We start from the raw sequence: 15,076 nt of genomic DNA on the forward strand, positions 1-15,076 counted from the left end.
GGGCGGGCGCCTGGTGTCGTGCACGAAGCGGGGCTAGTCGGTGTAGCCGAACTGGCCGCGGAACTTGTCCCAGGTGCCCGTCTCCTTGTCGGGGATCAGGCGGAAGTCCACGGTGTAGCCCTTCTTGGAGATGGCCTCCAGGGCGTCGGCTTCCTCCTGGGTGATGGACTGGTTGTTGCCGATCTTGGTGGTGCCGGGGCGGTCGTTGCAGGGGCCCACGATGACGGTCTTGACGTCATCGGGCACAAAGCCGAAGTTCACGAGGATCTCGGCCATGTCCACCGGGTTCTTGGTGATGAGGAAGTAGCGGGTCTTGGAGTCGCGGACGGTCTGGGCCTTCTCCTTGAAGTGCTCCATCGTCCAGACGAAGGTCTTCTTATCCGGCGCGGCGCTCTTGTAGGCGCTCTTGAGCACCGAGTTGGTGGCCGCGGCGTCGTTGACGGCGATGATGCCGTCGCAGGGGTACTCGACCGCCCAGCGGGTGACGGTCTGGCCGTGGATCATGCGGTCGTCGATGCGGACAAACGAAACTGCCATGTTCTTCTCCTTCTCTCAGGCGGCGGACATCCCGCCGCGCTTCTTGCTAGAGCTCCTCGTCCTCATCATCATCGTCGAGGTCGAGCTCGACCTCGCGCATGGCCGCCTGGCCCTCGGAGACCGCGGAGGCGCAGAGGGCGGCCGGGTCGTCCGCCTGGAGGTCGAAGGCCGCGGTGAGGGCCATCGGCAGGCTCACGCCGCCGAAGGCGCGCGTCCGGGCGAGAAGCCCGCGGCCGGCGAGCACGTTGAGCGCGTTGGTGAGGGGCGACCCGCCGATGATGTCGCCCATGACGATGACCTCGTCGTCCTCGGCGATGGGGGCGACGACCTTCTCCAGCTCGGAGACGTACTCGTCGGCACCCTCGCCGTCGCGCAGGCTGCAGCTCAGGATGTCCTCGCGCTTGCCCACCAGCATGTCGAGCACGCTGTGCAGGCCCGGAGCAAACGTCCCGTGGCTGACCAGAAGCAGGTACCTCATGTGTCTTCCTCTCTCTCCTCGGCCGGACGCCCCGGGCCTCCGCCCCCGCCGGCCCCTTCCGTCGAAATTGATTGTCGTTATTAACTATTAAGGTAGCAATCAGATAGTTGTCAGCGGTAACTATTCATCGGTTAACGGTAGCAACTATTGCCGAGCGCAACTATCACCGAGGCCCCCGCTGACGGATGCCGGCAAATGCTGACAGAGGTGACAGGGGCGTTTGTCATGAAAAAACATGACAAACGCCCCTGTCACCTCTGTCAGCATTTGCCGGTGGGCGGCCCCGACGAGCCAAATCGCGTACACTGTCCCAGGCATTCTTGATAGAAGGAGCGTCATCCCATGTCACAGGTCTTGGAACTCGTCCGCCGCGACCCGGTGCTCGCGGCGGCAACCGTGCTCGCCGTCGCGTCCTGCGCGCTCGTGCCGCCCGACGCCGGCTACCTCGCCTACGTGGACGTCCGGACGCTCGGGCTGCTCTTCTGCCTCATGGCCACGATGGCGGGGCTCTCCCGCGCCGGGGTCTTCCAGGCCGCAGGCCGCGCGCTCGTGGCACGCCTGCGCTCGGGCACGAGCGTCGTGATGGGGCTCGTCCTGCTCCCCTTCCTCGCGAGCATGCTCGTCACCAACGACGTCTCCCTTATCGCCTTCGTGCCGTTTGCCCTGCTCGTCCTGCGCATGCTCGGCATTGCCGACGCCTCGGTCTTCACCGTGGTCATGATGACGGTCGCGGCAAACCTCGGCAGCATGCTCACGCCCATCGGCAACCCGCAGAACCTCTACCTCTACTCCGCCTCCGGAATGGGCGTCGGCGAGTTCGTGGGGCTCATGCTCCCGTACGCGCTGCTCTCCGCCGTGCTGCTCGTGGCCTGCGTCCTCGCCTACGGCGCGCACCGCCGCGGCCTGCCCGTCCGCCGCGGCGACCACGACCTCCCCGCGGCGGACGGGCTCGAGCCGGGCCGCGTGCGCAGGCGCGCCGTCGCCCCCTGGGCGGCGCTCTTCCTGCTGAGCCTGCTCGCCGTCGCGCGCGTGCTCCCCGTGCCGGCGCTTCTCGCCATCGTGGTGGCCGTGGCGCTGGTGGCGGACCGAGGCGCCCTGCGCGAGGTGGACTACGGGCTGCTGCTCACCTTCGTGGCGTTCTTCGTCTTCGTGGGCAACGTCGGGCGCGTGGGCGCGGTGGACAGCCTGCTCTCGTCACTCGTTTCCGGAAACGAGCTTCTCGCCTCCGTTGCGGCGAGCCAGGTGGTCTCCAACGTACCGGCGGCCCTTTTGCTCTCCGGCTTCAGCTCCGCCTGGCCCGCCCTCATCGTGGGGACCAACATCGGGGGCCTGGGCACGCTCATCGCGTCGATGGCGAGCCTCATCTCCTACAAGCAGGTCATCGCCGAGGGGGCGGGCACCGCGGGCGCGTACCTGCTGCGGTTCACGGTCGTGAACGTGGCGTTCCTCGCGGCGCTCGTGGGGCTGGCGGTTCTTCTGGGGTAGACGCCCTCCGGCGCGCGGCGGGATGATGACAAAGGTGTCAGGGTCGTTTGTCATGTTTTTTCATGACAAACGACCCTGACACCTTTGTCATCAATGCGCGGCAGCGCTACATCCAGCGCCCGAGGAACTCGAGCACGCAGCCCCAGTAACGCTCCGGGTCGGCAAAGACGGCGCAGCAGTGGCCGGCGCCGGGGAAGACCTCCAGCTGGTGTCCGCCGCCCGCCGCGGAGAGCTCGCGGGCCATGTAGGCGGGCACCACGCGGTCGACCTCGCCGTGGATGATCAAGACCGGCACCCGCGTGCGGGCGAGCGCGTCCACCGGCCGCGCGAACCGGAGGTCATAGCCGCCCGGCTCCCTCATGAGCCTCCGGCGCGCCACGTCCACGAGCGGGTGCGCGGCGACAGGGGGCGTGCCGAGCGAGCCCGACTCCACGACGTTTTCCGCCGTGCGCCAGAAGTCCGTGTAGCCGGAGTCCGCCACGCAGGCGCGGACCTGGGGCGGCAGGTCCTTCTCGCCGCAGGCCATGAGGCACGAGGCGGCCCCCATCGAGATGCCGGCGAGCGCCACGCGCGCGCCCTCCCCCGCCCGGGCCACCACCCAGCGGCACCACGCCACGAGGTCGCGGCGGTCGAGCCAGCCGGCGCCCACCCACTCGCCGCCGGACTCGCCGTGCGCGCGCAGGTCCACGAAGAGCAGGTTGAACCCGGCCTCCGCGTAGCGACGCGCATAGGTGAGGCCGGTGCGCCAGTTGTCGTGGTAGCCATGGACAAAGACGAGCCAGCGCGGCGAGTCCGGGCGGCACGCGAGGGCGTGCCCCACGAGCCGCGTGCCGTCGTCCGAGGCGGCCTCCACGCGCTCGAAGCCCTGCGGCTGCGCCTGGAGCCAGCGCCACGTGCGGTTGGCCTCCTCGGCGCGGTCCCATTCGAGCACCTCGCCCTCGTGGGCGCTCACGCCGGGGGACATCTCACGCACGCGCGCGTCTCCCCCGCCGCCCAGGTATGGGCCCAGCTCCTCGTGGCCCGCATCGGGCTGATGGCCCAGGACGGCCGGCAGCAGCCTCGACACGAGCACCGAGGCGGCAAGGCCGCGCACCACGGACAGGCCCCGACATCCTGCCATTGCGTCACCCTCCCGTCGCTTTTCACGAGTCGCCGAACGGCCCCTGCAGGCGACTGCATCCCAACTCGTAGAATCGCAAGGTCGCATAACCTGACAAATTTGCGAGAAAACCGGCAAAAATGTCGGGTTATGCGGCATCAGGATTCCGCCTACGCGCCCCTCATCCCCTACAACGCGGCCAGCAGGGCCTCACAGCCCTCCAGGACGTCACGATACGTGGCGTCAAAGTCCCCGGTATACCAGGGGTCGGCCACGTCGCCGGGCCGCGAGGTCCAGTCGAGCAGGCGGCTCACCTTGCCGTCCGGGTCCCCACCAAGAATGCGCGAGAGCCCTCGGGCGTTCTCCGCATCCATATATATGATGTGGTCCCAGCCGGCATACTCGTCGCGGGTCACGCGCCGGGCGCGGTGGCGGCCCACGGGCACGCCCTCCGCGCGCAGCTTGGCCACCGTCCCGCGGTGCGGCGGGTTCCCCAGCTCCTCCGAGCTCGTCGCGGCGGAGTCAACGAGAAACTCGCCCTCTCGCCCGGAGCGCCGGACGAGCTCCTCCATCACGAACTGTGCCATCGTCGAGCGGCAGATGTTGCCGTGGCAGACGAAGAGTATGCGGGTCATGGCCCCTCCTGCCCCGTCACTTGAAGTGCTTGCCGCTCTTTGCCGAGGGCGGCTTCAGGCGCTGGCCGCCCGGGCCGGGAGTGATGGTGCGCCGCTCGCCCACCGCGATGGTGAACTGCTCGTGCCGGCGGCGCCTCCTGCCCGCCGCGGCCGAGACAAGCCCGATCACCACGAAGACCGCCACGACGACGCCCGCCACGATGCCCATGTGGACGGGGTCCGACGTCACCCACCAGAGGGCATAGTCCACGAGCGAGAGCTCCATCGTACTCGCCGCGGAGACGCCCACCGTGCCGAGGGCGCGGCCGTCGAGCGAGATGGCGGCCTCTCCGAGGGCGTCCCCCTCCTCGATGGGCGCCTGGAACGCCCCCTCCCAGGAGGGCTCCACGGTGAGGTCCGCGATCGTCGTCCCGCGGGGGAACGTCGTGACAATCGCGTCGTCCGAGCGCGCGTCTACCGCGTCGCCGTCGGAGGAGAGCGTCACCTCAGCGGAGGCGACCACGTCCCCGGCGGACACGACCTCGCCCGTCTCCCACGCGCCGAAGCCCCACGCAAGCAGCGAGCGCATGTCGTAGTAGTTGGGCGTCACGCCGTCGGCGTCCTCCTCGTCCGAGCCGCCGAGGATGACGGCGACGAGGCGCATGCCGTCCTTCTCGGCGGCCACGATGAGGCACTTGCCGGCGTCATAGGTAAATCCGGTCTTGCCCGCCACGATCTCGTCGCCCATGTAGACGGGGCTCTCGGGGTCGAGCAGCAGGTCCGTGGTCGTGATCGTGCGCGCGGGGTTGTCCCCCGTGGCAGGCATCTGCCACGTGGAACTTCCCGCGATCTCCTGGAACGCGGGGTAGGCCAGCGCCGCCTCGAAGATGGTCACGAGGTCGCGCGCCGTGGTGTAGTGGTTCTCCTCGGCAAGGCCGCACGGGTCGGAGAAGTGCGTCGAGGTGCACCCCAGCTCGGCGGCGCGCTCGTTCATCATCCCCACGAAGGTCTGCCAGTCGCCGCCCACCGCCCGGGCGAGCACGTAGGCCGCGTCGTTGCCGGAGGGCAGGAGCAGCCCGGCCAAGAGGTCACGCACCGTGAGCACGTCCCCGGCCTTGAGCCCCGCCGTCGTACTCTCGGCGGTCACGTGCTCGAAGTCGCCCTCCTCGACCGTCACCACGTCGTCGAGGTCCATGTTCTCGAGGACGAGAAGCGCCGTGAGGATCTTGGTGATCGAGGCCGGGGTGCGCTGCTCGTCTGCCTCCTGCTCAAAGAGCACGTAGCCCGTGTCGCGGTCCACGAGCAGGGCCACCGGGGACGAGAGCGCGGGCGGCTCGTCGGCGGAGTAGGCCGGTGCGTCGGCCGCCGGGGCCTCGGTCGCGGCCCCCGTCGCCGGGGCCTCCGCGGACGTGGTCGCGGGCTCGACGCCGTCCTGCGCCCAGGCGGCACGCGGTACGCCCGCCACGCCAACGGCCAATGCGAGCGCCAGCGCGAGCGCGAGCGCCCTTCTCGCCATGCGGTCCTCCCTCATGCGCCCCCCTATCCCACGAGCGCGAACCATGCGATCACGGCCGCGCCAAGCACGATGCGGTACCAGCCGAAGGGCTTGAAGTCGTGCCGGCGCACGAAGCCCATGAGGAAGCGGATGACCGCTATGGAGACCGCGAATGCCACGACGCAGCCCACGCCGAGGACCGCCGCCTCGGTGCCGGAGAACACGTTGCCGGAAAGGAAGTACTTCACGAGGCGCAGCGCGCTCGCTCCGAACATCACGGGGATGGCGAGGAAGAACGTGAACTCCGCCACCGCGGTGCGCGAGCAGCCGAGCAGGAGGCCGCCGATGATCGTGGAGCCGGAGCGCGAGGTGCCGGGCACGATGGAGAGCACCTGGAAGAGGCCGATGCCGATGGCGGTCTTCCAGTCGATGTCGTCGACGGTCTGGACGCGCGCCTCGGCGTCCGCGAGGGCAGACGCGCCGGCGCCCTCGGGCAGCTCGGGCTCGGCGAAGTGCCTGCCGCCGCGCGGGCCTCGCGCGGCGAGCTCGGAGGCGCGGCGCTCGCGCACGGTCTCGATCGCGATGAACGCGATTCCGTACACGATGAGCGCGGCCGCGATCACGAACGGGCTCCCGAGGTTGGCCTCCATCCAGTCGTCGATGGGGATGCCGATGGCGGCCGCCGGAACGCACGCCACGACCGTCTTGGCCCAGAGCGTCCAGGTGGCGCGGCGCTCGAGGGCGTCCTTCTTCCGAGAGAACGGGTTCAGCTTCCCGAAAAAGACCACGCAGACGGCAAGGATGGCGCCGAGCTGGATGACCACGAGGAACATGTTCCAGAAGTCCTCGGAGACGTCCAGCGTGAGGAACTGGTTGAGCAGCAGCATGTGACCGGTCGAGGAGATGGGCAGCCACTCGGTCACGCCCTCCACGAAGCCGAAGACCGCCGCCTTGACGAGCTCGATAAGATCCACGGTTTAACCTTCCCACTCGATTCAGACCGGACCTATTTTCGCCCGAGGGCGCCCATCGGGGCGGGGCAACATGGCCGCCACCGAAAAACTACGCCGTTTGGCGAGAAGAACCTCACGCCTGCGGAACATCGGGCATAAGAGAGGCAACCCGCAGCACAGAGCCCGCGGAAAAGGAAAGGAACCACCATGGCCGACACCGCAGCCCAAACCTATGAAGACCTCGGCTACGACAGGATCTTCGTCTCCCTGGACGGCTCCGACCAGCAGGACAAGGTGCTCGACCGCGCCATCCTGCTCGCGGCGAACGACAACGCGGAGCTCTACATCGGCCACGTCATCGACTCGACGGCGCTCGAGGCCGCGGGCACCTTCCCGGTGGACGTCGTGCCCTCGCTCGAGAAGGCGTTCCGCGAGTCGATCGACGCCAAGGTGCGCGCCGCCGAGGCCAACCCGAGCATCAAGAAGGTTGAGGTCATCGTCCGCGCCGGCAGGATCCGCGAGACCATCAAGGACGAGATGCTCGACGTCATCAACCCCGACCTCGTGATCTGCGGGGCGCGCGGCCTCTCCTCGATCAAGTACGCGATCCTCGGCTCCATCTCCACCTTCCTCACGCGCAACACCGAGTGCGACACCCTCGTCATCAAGTAGTCACGCCGCCGCGGCCGCACCCCCCGGCCGCGGCGCGCCCATGAGCCTCCCTCGCCCCGCAGGCCCCCGACCCGCGGGGCGAGCCGTGTCACGAGGCGCCGCGTCCCGAAACGACGGCCCAAACCCTCAACCAAGTCATGAAGGTTCAGTGATATGCGTAAGCGCACCGTAAAATAGGAGCGTTTCATTGTGTGAAGCCCGCCGCGCGGGACCCTACTGAGGGGGATTCTGCCCTTGTCGTCCGAGACACGCATCCGTCAGCACGTCCGCACCGCCCTCGTCGCCGGAGCGCTGGGCGCCGCCCTCGCCATCCCGCTCGCCGCCTGGCCCACCGTGGCCCGAGCCGACGCGACCAGCGAGCTCCAGAGCGTCCAGCAGCAGATCCAGGAGGGCAACCAGGCCTACGAGGAGGCCACGGCGCGCGTCGAGGAGCTCCAGGCCCAGATCGACGAGAACGAGGCCCGCATCGCGGAGCTCGAGGCGGAGCTGCCCACGCAGCAGGCGCGCGCAGAGGACTCCCTGCGTGCCCTCTACAAGATGCAGCAGGGCACCGGCAGCCTGGTCGACCTGCTTCTCTCCGCCAGCGACTTCTATGAGCTTCTCTCCACCATCCAGTACCTCGACGTCATCCAGTCCAGCAACAACGACGCCATCGAGGAGCTCCAGGCCTCCATGAAGGAGCTCGATCAGACGCGCTTCTCGCTCAACTCCCAGATGGAGGAGGCGGAGCAGGAGCAGCAGCGCGCCGAGGACGCTCTCGCGCAGGCGAACGAGGCCCGCGCGGAGCTCGAGGCGCAGATCGCCGCTCAGGCGGCGGCCGAGGAGGCCGAGCGCCTCGCCGCGATCGAGGCCGCCCAGCGCGCCGCAGAGGAGGCCGCCGCGCAGGCCGCGGCAGCCGCCGAGGACGAGCAGGACGCGACCTTCACCACCGAGTCCGGCTCACAGGCCCCCATCGAGGTGCCCTCCTCCCCCGACGCGGGCAACGTCGACTGGAGCAGCGACAAGGCCGCCTTCGTCGCCGAGTGGTCCGCCCGCATCGACGCCTACCTTGCGGGCTCCCCGCTCGCCGGCCAGGGCACCACCTTTGCCGAGGCTGCCTGGGAGTACGGCGTGGACCCGCGCTTCTCGCCCGCCATCTCCATGATCGAGAGCACCCAGGGTCGCTACTGCTTCCTCCCCCACAACGCCTGGGGCTGGGGCAGCTCGAGCTGGGACAGCTGGGAGGAGGCCATCTGGGACCACGTGGAGGGCCTCGCCATCGGGTACGGTGGCCAGCTCACCTACGCGGGCGCCAAGAAGTACTGCCCGCCCAACGCCGACTACTGGTACGCGGGCGTCCTCGCCAACATGGAGCGGATCTAGGGACCCGCCGTTCTTCTCGCCCTAAACGGCACGGCTCAGCATGCCCCCGCGCACGGAACCCGCCCCCTCGGGCCACAGATCCGTGCGCGGGGGCATGCTCGTCACCGCATGATGACGTGACGCCGGAACCACCCGCTAGGCCGTGAGATACACCATCGCGATAATGAGGCCAAAGCCCACGATCTCCGCGGGAGAGAAGGACGTGCCCAGCCACGCGACGGTGGCCACCGTCGCCGTGACCGGCTCGATGGTCCCGAGCAGGCTCGCGCGCATGGAGCCCGCGTCGTGCACCCCCTGCAGGTAGAGCGCATACGCCCCGAACGTGCCCACCACGACGCAGCCCACGAGCACCGCCACCGCGAGCGCGTCGAGCTCCGGCATGTGCTCCCAGGGCCGGTACGCCGCGGAGAGGATGAGCCCCGAGACGAGGAACGCGAGCCCGTTGACCGTGAAGTTTCCCCATCGCGCCATCGGGCGCGCCGGCAGGATGGAGAGGCACGCCGCGGCCCCCGCGCAGGCGAGGCCCCAGAAGAGCCCCTCGGGCGGCAGGCTCAGCGAGCCGGGGTTGCCGCCCGTCGCCACGAGGTAGGTCCCCACCAGGGCAAGGGCCACGCCGAGCGCCTCGCGGCGGCGGGGGCGGCGGCGCGTGCTCACGCACACGAACGCGAGCACGAGCACCATGCCCAGGCTCTGCATGATCGTGGCCGTGGCGGAGTTGGTCCAGTCGATGGCCTCGAGGTAGGCCACCTGCGAGAAGAGGATGGCCCCCAGGCTCACGCCCAGGATGGCGAGCAGGTCGCGCGGGTGGCGCCACACGCCCGCAAGCTGCTCCCGACCACGTGAGGTGACGGCCGCGGCCGCGAGGAAGAGCCAGCACGCGGAGAGCTCGCGCACGCAGACGAGCCAGAGCGGGTCGATGGCGTAGGCGTCCATGAGCCACTTGGAGACGGTGCCGTTGAGGCCCCAGAAGGTCCCTCCCACGAGCGTCGCCACGATGCCGCGGCGCACGCGCCGACGGCGCTCGAGGTCTCTCTCAGACAGCTGGTTCTTCTCGGCCACGCGCCCTCCCCTTGCTCGAAACGGCCCGCGATAGCCTACCATCTTCCGACCCGACTCAGCACATCAAATCTCTCCGCGGTTCTTGGCGGCCTCGGGCTGTCGGGCGCGCCCGCCTGCGCTATGCTCAGCTGAGAGAAAACGACAAGGGAGGAACCATGAGCGAGAAGGACTTTCTCGCGGCGGACCCCGCGCTCGCCGTCGGCACGCGCCACGCGGGGTTCACCGTCACCGGCGTCGAGCGCCTGCCCGAGATCTCCGGCCACGCCTACCTCATGCGCCACGACGCCTCCGGCGCGCGGGCGCTCTGGCTCGCCTGCGCGGACGTGAATCGCGCCTTCGCCATCGGCTTCAGGACGCCCCCGGTCGACGACACGGGCGTCTTCCACATCATCGAGCACTCGGTGCTCTGCGGGTCGGATCGCTACCCGGTCAAGGAGCCCTTCGTCAACCTGCTCAAGACGAGCATGCAGACCTTCCTCAACGCCATGACCTTCCCTGACAAGACGGTCTACCCGGTGGCCTCCACCAACGTGGCCGACCTCGAGAACCTCATGGGCGTCTACCTGGACGCGGTGCTGCACCCGGCCATCTACCGTCGCCCGCGCATCTTCGAGCAGGAGGGCTGGCACCTCGAGGCGGCCGACGACGGCTCGCTCAGCTACAACGGCGTGGTCTTCAACGAGATGAAGGGCGCGCTCTCCGACCCCGACGACGCCCTCTACCAGGCCGTCGGCCGCGCGCTCTTCCCCGACACGTGCTACGGGCACGAGTCCGGCGGAAACCCGCGCGCCATCCCCTCGCTTACCTACGAGGCCTTCCTCGACGCGCACGCGCGCCACTACGCCCTTCCCAACAGCTACACGGTGCTCTACGGCGACCTCGACATCGACCGCGAGCTCGCCTTCATCGACGAGCGCTTCCGCGGGGCCGATCGGCGCGGGGCCGGCGCTCCCAACCCGCTCGAGCTCCAGGCCCCGGTGCGCGCCGAGCGCACGACCCTCGAGATGGCGACCGCCCCCTCCAACTCCTCGGTCGGGCTCGCCTACGTCGTGGGCACCGCGGCGGAGCGCACGCGCGTCCTCGGCGCGGACATCCTGCTCGACGCGCTCTGCGGCTCCAACGAGGCGCCGCTCAAGCGTCGGGTGCTGGACGCCGGGCTCGCCGACGACTTCTCCGCCATCCTCGTGGACGGCGTGCTCCAGCCGCACGCGCTCCTCATCCTCCGGGGCCTTCGCGATGGCGCGGGCGAGAGGTTCCGCGCGCTCGTGGAGGAGACGTGCGCCGAGCTCGCCGAGGGCGGCATCCCTCGCGACAAGCTCGAGGCCTCGCTCGCCCAGGCGGAGTTCAACCTGCGCGAGGGCGACTTCGGGGGCTACCCCGACGGCGTGGCGCTCTCGATTGCCGCGCTCTCCGGCTGGCTCTACGACGACGAGTGCGCCCTCGACTACCTGCGCTACGAGGACGCGCTCGCCGAGCTCAAGCGCGGGCTCGACGAGGGCTACTTCGAGCGGCTCCTGCGCGAGCTCGTCTGCGAGAGCAAGCACGCCGCCGAGGTCGAGCTCATCCCGGTGGAGGAGGGCGACGATGCGGAGGAGGCCGCGGAGCTCGCGCGCCTGCGCGCGGGGATGGGCGAGAAGGACCTGGAGGCCGTGCGCGCTGAGGTCGCGGCGCTGCGCGCCGAGCAGGAGGCGCCGGACGCTCCCGAGGCGCTCGCCGCGCTCCCGCAGCTCACGCCCGCCGACATAGAGCCGCCGGCGCCCGAGCCCGCCCCGCTCGAGGTGGAAGCGCCCCTGCCCTGCGTGGCCCACGAGCTGGACACCCACGGCATCGACTATGTCTACCACTACTTTGACCTGCGCCGCCTCTCCCTGGAGGAGCTCTCGTGGGCGGGCGTGCTCACCGACCTCCTGGGCCGGCTCGACACGGCGCGCCACACGGCCTCGGACCTCGACACCCTCGTGGAGACGAACCTCGGGAGCCTCGACTTCTTCTGCGAGACCGCCACGCGCGACGACGACCTCTCCTTCGCCGCCCCACGCCTCGTGGTGGGCGCCTCGGCGCTCTCCGAGAAGGTGGGGTCGCTCGCCACGCTCCCCTCGGAGGTCTGGGGCGAGACGAGCTTCGGGGACCTCGGGCGCATCCGGGACGTCCTCACGCAGCGCAAGGTGTCCCTCGAGCAGTACTTCGTGGGCTCGGGGCACGCGGCGGCGAGCCAGCGCGCCAACACGTACTTCTCGGCCGCCGCCGTGGCGTCGAGCCGGATGGGCGGCCTGGACTACTACCTCTTCCTGCGCGAGCTCCTCGCACGCTGGGACGAGCTCTCGCCCGAGCTGCCGGGGCGCCTCTCGGCGCTGGCGGCGCGCGTCTTCACGGCGGACGAGGTGACCGTGAGCTTCACGGGCTCGGCCGCCGACCGCGCGCGCTTCTGGGAGACGGGCGGGACGCTCGGCCTCGCGCACGCGGGGAGCGTGGCCCACGCCCTCGAGATCCCGGCCCCCGAGCCGAGAAACGAGGGATTCGTCATTCCGTCGCCCGTGTGCTACGTGACGCGGGCGGCCGGCCGCTCCGCCGCGGACGCCGGCGCCCCGGGCCAGTGGGCCGTCGCCGCACGCGCCCTCTCCTACGACTACCTCTGGAACGAGGTCCGCGTGAAGGGCGGGGCATACGGCTGCGGGTTCAGGCGCTCGACGGAGGGCCTCACGCTCTTCTGGTCGTTCCGCGACCCGTCCGTGGACGCCACGCTCGCCCGCTACGACGCCGCGGCCGCATGGCTTGCCGGCTGGGAGCCGACCCCCGAGGAGCTGGACGGCTACGTGGTGGCCACCGTCGCGGCGCACGACGCCCCGCTGAAGCCGCGCCAGCTCGCGCGGCGCCAGGACGCGGCGCGCTTCGACGGGCGCCCGGACGGCTGGCGCGACGCCGTGCGCGAGCAGGAGCTCTCGGCAACGGCCGAGGGCCTGCGCGGGCTCGCCGCCGCCCTCGCGGACGAGGGGGCGCCGCGCGGCGTCTGCGTCTTCGGTGGGCGTGAGGCCCTCGAGGCGAGCGGGCTCGAGCTCCAGATCACCGAGCTCGTGAGCGAGTGATGAGACGGGACGGCCCCCTCGCGTCGCTCCTCGTGACCGCGGGCCTGCTCGCGGGCGCCACGCTGGTCGGATCGGCGCTGCGCGCGGCAGGCCTCCAGGAGGCCACGGTCGTGGTGACCTACGTGCTTGCCGTCATCGGCGTGGCGCTCGCCACGCCGGGCGGGCCGTGGTGCCTCGTCGCCTCCGCGCTCGCCGTCCTCGCCTTCAACTTCTTCTTCGCCGCGCCGACGCTCTCCCTCGCGGCGCTTGACCCCGCCATGCCCGGGACCTTCGCGGTGATGTTCGTCGTGGCGCTCGTGGCGGGGCACCTCGCCGCGCGCCTGCGCCTCCAGGCGCGCGCGGCGGAGGCGGCCCGCGAGCGCACCCAGGCGCTCCTGGACCTCTCGCGGCGCCTCCAGGACTGCACCACGGGGCCGGACGTCGTTGCCGCCATGGCCGCGACCGCCAGGGAGGCGCTGGGCTGCTCGCTCGCCTGGTACCCGGCCGCCGGGGGCGGGCGTGCGCTCGGCGCGCCAACGCTCTTCTCGGCAGATGGCTCGTCAGTCGTAGAGGAGGGCAGCGTCGCGCTGCGCGCGCTCGCGAACGGCATCCCCGCCGGGGCCGGAACGCCGGCCTTCGGCTCTGCCTTCGGGTTCTACCGTCCCGTCGGCCCTGCGGCCCATGCGCACGGCGTGGCGGGAGTCGTCCCCGCCGCCGGCCTCTCGGCGGAGGAGCGGGGGCTCTGGGGATCCGTCTGCGGGCTCGCCGCCCTTGCGCTCGACCGCGTGGAGGCCCTCGAGCAGCGCGAGGAGGAGGCGGTGCGCGCCCGCGACCAGAAGACCCGCGCCGACCTCCTGCGCTCCATCTCGCACGACCTGCGCACGCCGCTCACCTCGATCGCGGGCACGGCGGACGTCCTTTTGGAGGCGGGAGACGCGCTCGACGGCGCGACGCGCGGGCGCCTGCTCGCCGCGATCCGGGACGACGCCCGCTGGCTGCGCGGCACCGTGGAGAACCTCCTCACGGTCACGCGCCTCGAGGAGGGAGGGGTGAGCCCGCTCGCGGACGTGGAGCTCGTGGACGACCTCATCGAGGAGGCCCTGCGGCACGCCGCAACCGACCCCGCGCACCCCGTGAGCTTCGAGCCCCCCGCAGAGCCCCTGCTCGTGCGCGCCGACCCGTCGCTCGTAGTGCAGGCGCTCGTGAATCTGATCAACAACGCCGTGGCGCACACGCCGGCCGGCTGCGCCGTCACGGTCTCTGCCGCGCGCTCGGGACCGAGCGTCGGGCTCTGCGTGGCGGATGACGGCCCGGGCATCCCGGATTCCGAGAAGGACCGCATCTTCGAGGCCTTTCACAGCGGCTCGGGCGGGCTGCCCGACGGGACCCGCAGCGTGGGCCTCGGCCTTTCCGTCTGCCGAGCCGTCGCGCGGGCCCACGGGGGCGGCATCTGCGTTCGCGACCGGAAGCCCCACGGCTCCGTCTTCGTCCTCTCCCTTCCCGCCGAGGAGGTCCCCGATGTCTGATGCCGCAAGCGAGTCCGTGCTCGTCCTCGTCGTGGAGGACGACCCGGCGATCGCAAACCTCGTCCGCACCGCGCTCGAGTCGCACGGGGCCCAGGTGAGCGTGGCCGAGACGGCAGCGGGGGCCATCGCGCGCGCGGCCGAGCTCTCCCCCCAGGTCATCCTGCTTGACCTAGGCCTTCCGGACGCAGACGGCATCGAGGTCGTCCGGCGGGTGCGCACCTGGTCCCAGAGCCTCCCGATCATCGTGGTCTCCGCGCGCGCGGAGGACGCGGACAAGATCGGCGCCCTCGACGCCGGCGCGGACGACTATCTCGTAAAGCCCTTCTCGGTGGGAGAGCTCCTCGCCCGCGTGCGGGTGGCGCTGCGCCGCGCGAGCCACGAGCCCGGCCCGCCCGAGTCTGCCACCTTCGAGAACGGCGGGCTCATGATCGACTACGCGGCCGGAATCGCCCGCGTGCGCGGGGAGGAGCTCCGGCTCACGGCCATGGAGTACCGGCTGCTCGCCCTTCTCTCCAGAAACGCCGACAAGGTCCTCACCCACCAGTACCTGCTGGAGCGCGCCTGGGGAGAGGGGCAGGTGGGGGACCTCGCGTCACTGCGCGTGCTCATGGCGTCGCTGCGCAAGAAGCTCGCCCGCGCCGGGGCGGACGGCCTCATCCAGACCCACGTGGGCGTGGGCTACCGCCTGCTCCGCTCCTCCTGACGGGGCGACCTGACAAAGGTGACTGACAAAG

At 70.7% G+C, this 15,076-nt stretch carries 13 protein-coding genes; 6 read left to right on the forward strand and 7 right to left on the reverse strand.

All coding sequences use genetic code 11. From position 1 onward, the window contains the following. Window positions 1–33: 33 nt before the first annotated feature. Complete coding sequence (locus BQ7391_RS00115; protein WP_075278760.1) at window positions 34–537, reverse strand: PTS sugar transporter subunit IIB; 504 nt, start codon at window positions 535–537, stop codon at window positions 34–36. A 46-nt stretch (window positions 538–583) separates the two neighbouring features. Then, on the reverse strand, window positions 584–1,015 hold the full coding sequence (locus tag BQ7391_RS00120; RefSeq protein ID WP_075278761.1) for a PTS sugar transporter subunit IIA: 432 nt from the start codon (window positions 1,013–1,015) through the stop codon (window positions 584–586). Window positions 1,016–1,357: 342 nt separating this feature from the next. Between BQ7391_RS00120 and BQ7391_RS00125 the strand changes: the two genes are divergently transcribed. After that, window positions 1,358–2,500 carry an SLC13 family permease gene (locus BQ7391_RS00125; protein ID WP_075278762.1) on the forward strand — a complete coding sequence of 381 codons (1,143 nt, stop codon included), beginning with the start codon at window positions 1,358–1,360 and terminating at the stop codon, window positions 2,498–2,500. A 106-nt stretch (window positions 2,501–2,606) separates the two neighbouring features. On the opposite strand, the gene BQ7391_RS00130 is transcribed toward BQ7391_RS00125, so the two are convergent. The 4 genes from BQ7391_RS00130 to BQ7391_RS00145 all read right to left on the reverse strand — a co-directional run bounded on the left by BQ7391_RS00130 (window position 2,607) and on the right by BQ7391_RS00145 (window position 6,682). Continuing rightward, complete coding sequence (locus tag BQ7391_RS00130; RefSeq protein ID WP_075278763.1) at window positions 2,607–3,620, reverse strand: alpha/beta hydrolase; 1,014 nt, start codon at window positions 3,618–3,620, stop codon at window positions 2,607–2,609. A 167-nt stretch (window positions 3,621–3,787) separates the two neighbouring features. Then, on the reverse strand, window positions 3,788–4,234 hold the full coding sequence (locus BQ7391_RS00135; protein WP_075278764.1) for a low molecular weight protein-tyrosine-phosphatase: 447 nt from the start codon (window positions 4,232–4,234) through the stop codon (window positions 3,788–3,790). Window positions 4,235–4,250: 16 nt separating this feature from the next. Continuing rightward, window positions 4,251–5,744, reverse strand: coding sequence for a D-alanyl-D-alanine carboxypeptidase family protein (locus BQ7391_RS00140; RefSeq protein WP_075278765.1), 1,494 nt, complete (start codon window positions 5,742–5,744; stop codon window positions 4,251–4,253). An 8-nt stretch (window positions 5,745–5,752) separates the two neighbouring features. Further along, window positions 5,753–6,682, reverse strand: a complete 930-nt coding sequence (locus BQ7391_RS00145; RefSeq protein ID WP_075278766.1) for an undecaprenyl-diphosphate phosphatase — start codon at window positions 6,680–6,682, stop codon at window positions 5,753–5,755. Between the two features lie 186 nt (window positions 6,683–6,868). Here BQ7391_RS00145 and BQ7391_RS00150 point away from each other — a divergent pair, with 186 nt between their 5' ends. Both BQ7391_RS00150 and BQ7391_RS00155 read left to right on the forward strand, forming a co-directional pair. Then, window positions 6,869–7,333 (forward strand): universal stress protein, encoded by a 465-nt coding sequence (locus BQ7391_RS00150; RefSeq protein ID WP_075278767.1) that lies wholly within the window; start codon window positions 6,869–6,871, stop codon window positions 7,331–7,333. Between the two features lie 234 nt (window positions 7,334–7,567). Next, window positions 7,568–8,695: a coiled-coil domain-containing protein gene (locus BQ7391_RS00155; RefSeq protein ID WP_235858593.1), complete on the forward strand. Its 1,128-nt coding sequence runs from the start codon at window positions 7,568–7,570 to the stop codon at window positions 8,693–8,695. 135 nt (window positions 8,696–8,830) lie between these two features. On the opposite strand, the gene BQ7391_RS00160 is transcribed toward BQ7391_RS00155, so the two are convergent. Next, on the reverse strand, window positions 8,831–9,754 hold the full coding sequence (locus BQ7391_RS00160) for a DMT family transporter (RefSeq protein ID WP_075278768.1): 924 nt from the start codon (window positions 9,752–9,754) through the stop codon (window positions 8,831–8,833). Between the two features lie 155 nt (window positions 9,755–9,909). On the opposite strand from BQ7391_RS00160, the gene BQ7391_RS00165 reads away from it, so the two are divergent. The 3 genes from BQ7391_RS00165 to BQ7391_RS00175 are packed head-to-tail and all read left to right on the forward strand — an operon-like array spanning window position 9,910 to window position 15,045. Continuing rightward, complete coding sequence (locus BQ7391_RS00165) at window positions 9,910–12,837, forward strand: insulinase family protein (RefSeq protein ID WP_075278769.1); 2,928 nt, start codon at window positions 9,910–9,912, stop codon at window positions 12,835–12,837. Further along, window positions 12,837–14,342 (forward strand): ATP-binding protein, encoded by a 1,506-nt coding sequence (locus BQ7391_RS00170; protein WP_075278770.1) that lies wholly within the window; start codon window positions 12,837–12,839, stop codon window positions 14,340–14,342. The genes BQ7391_RS00165 and BQ7391_RS00170 overlap by 1 nt, the downstream gene beginning before the upstream one ends. After that, the gene (locus tag BQ7391_RS00175) at window positions 14,335–15,045 is read left to right on the forward strand and encodes a response regulator (RefSeq protein WP_075278771.1); all 711 of its coding nucleotides are present in this window, start codon (window positions 14,335–14,337) and stop codon (window positions 15,043–15,045) included. Before BQ7391_RS00170 ends, BQ7391_RS00175 begins: the two co-directional genes overlap by 8 nt. Window positions 15,046–15,076 lie beyond the last annotated feature (31 nt).

This window comes from Thermophilibacter provencensis, assembly GCF_900128445.1.
GTDB lineage: Bacteria > Actinomycetota > Coriobacteriia > Coriobacteriales > Atopobiaceae > Thermophilibacter > Thermophilibacter provencensis.

Excerpts from the sequence above, each read along its gene's own strand:
- BQ7391_RS00115 (WP_075278760.1), bottom strand. The coding sequence starts at position 537 with ATGGCAGTTTCGTTTGTCCGCATCGACGACCGCATGATCCACGGCCAG.
- BQ7391_RS00120 (WP_075278761.1), bottom strand. The coding sequence starts at position 1,015 with ATGAGGTACCTGCTTCTGGTCAGCCACGGGACGTTTGCTCCGGGCCTG.
- BQ7391_RS00125 (WP_075278762.1), top strand. The coding sequence starts at position 1,358 with ATGTCACAGGTCTTGGAACTCGTCCGCCGCGACCCGGTGCTCGCGGCG.
- BQ7391_RS00130 (WP_075278763.1), bottom strand. The coding sequence starts at position 3,620 with ATGGCAGGATGTCGGGGCCTGTCCGTGGTGCGCGGCCTTGCCGCCTCG.
- BQ7391_RS00135 (WP_075278764.1), bottom strand. The coding sequence starts at position 4,234 with ATGACCCGCATACTCTTCGTCTGCCACGGCAACATCTGCCGCTCGACG.
- BQ7391_RS00140 (WP_075278765.1), bottom strand. The coding sequence starts at position 5,744 with ATGAGGGAGGACCGCATGGCGAGAAGGGCGCTCGCGCTCGCGCTGGCG.
- BQ7391_RS00150 (WP_075278767.1), top strand. The coding sequence starts at position 6,869 with ATGGCCGACACCGCAGCCCAAACCTATGAAGACCTCGGCTACGACAGG.
- BQ7391_RS00165 (WP_075278769.1), top strand. The coding sequence starts at position 9,910 with ATGAGCGAGAAGGACTTTCTCGCGGCGGACCCCGCGCTCGCCGTCGGC.
- BQ7391_RS00170 (WP_075278770.1), top strand. The coding sequence starts at position 12,837 with ATGAGACGGGACGGCCCCCTCGCGTCGCTCCTCGTGACCGCGGGCCTG.
- BQ7391_RS00175 (WP_075278771.1), top strand. The coding sequence starts at position 14,335 with ATGTCTGATGCCGCAAGCGAGTCCGTGCTCGTCCTCGTCGTGGAGGAC.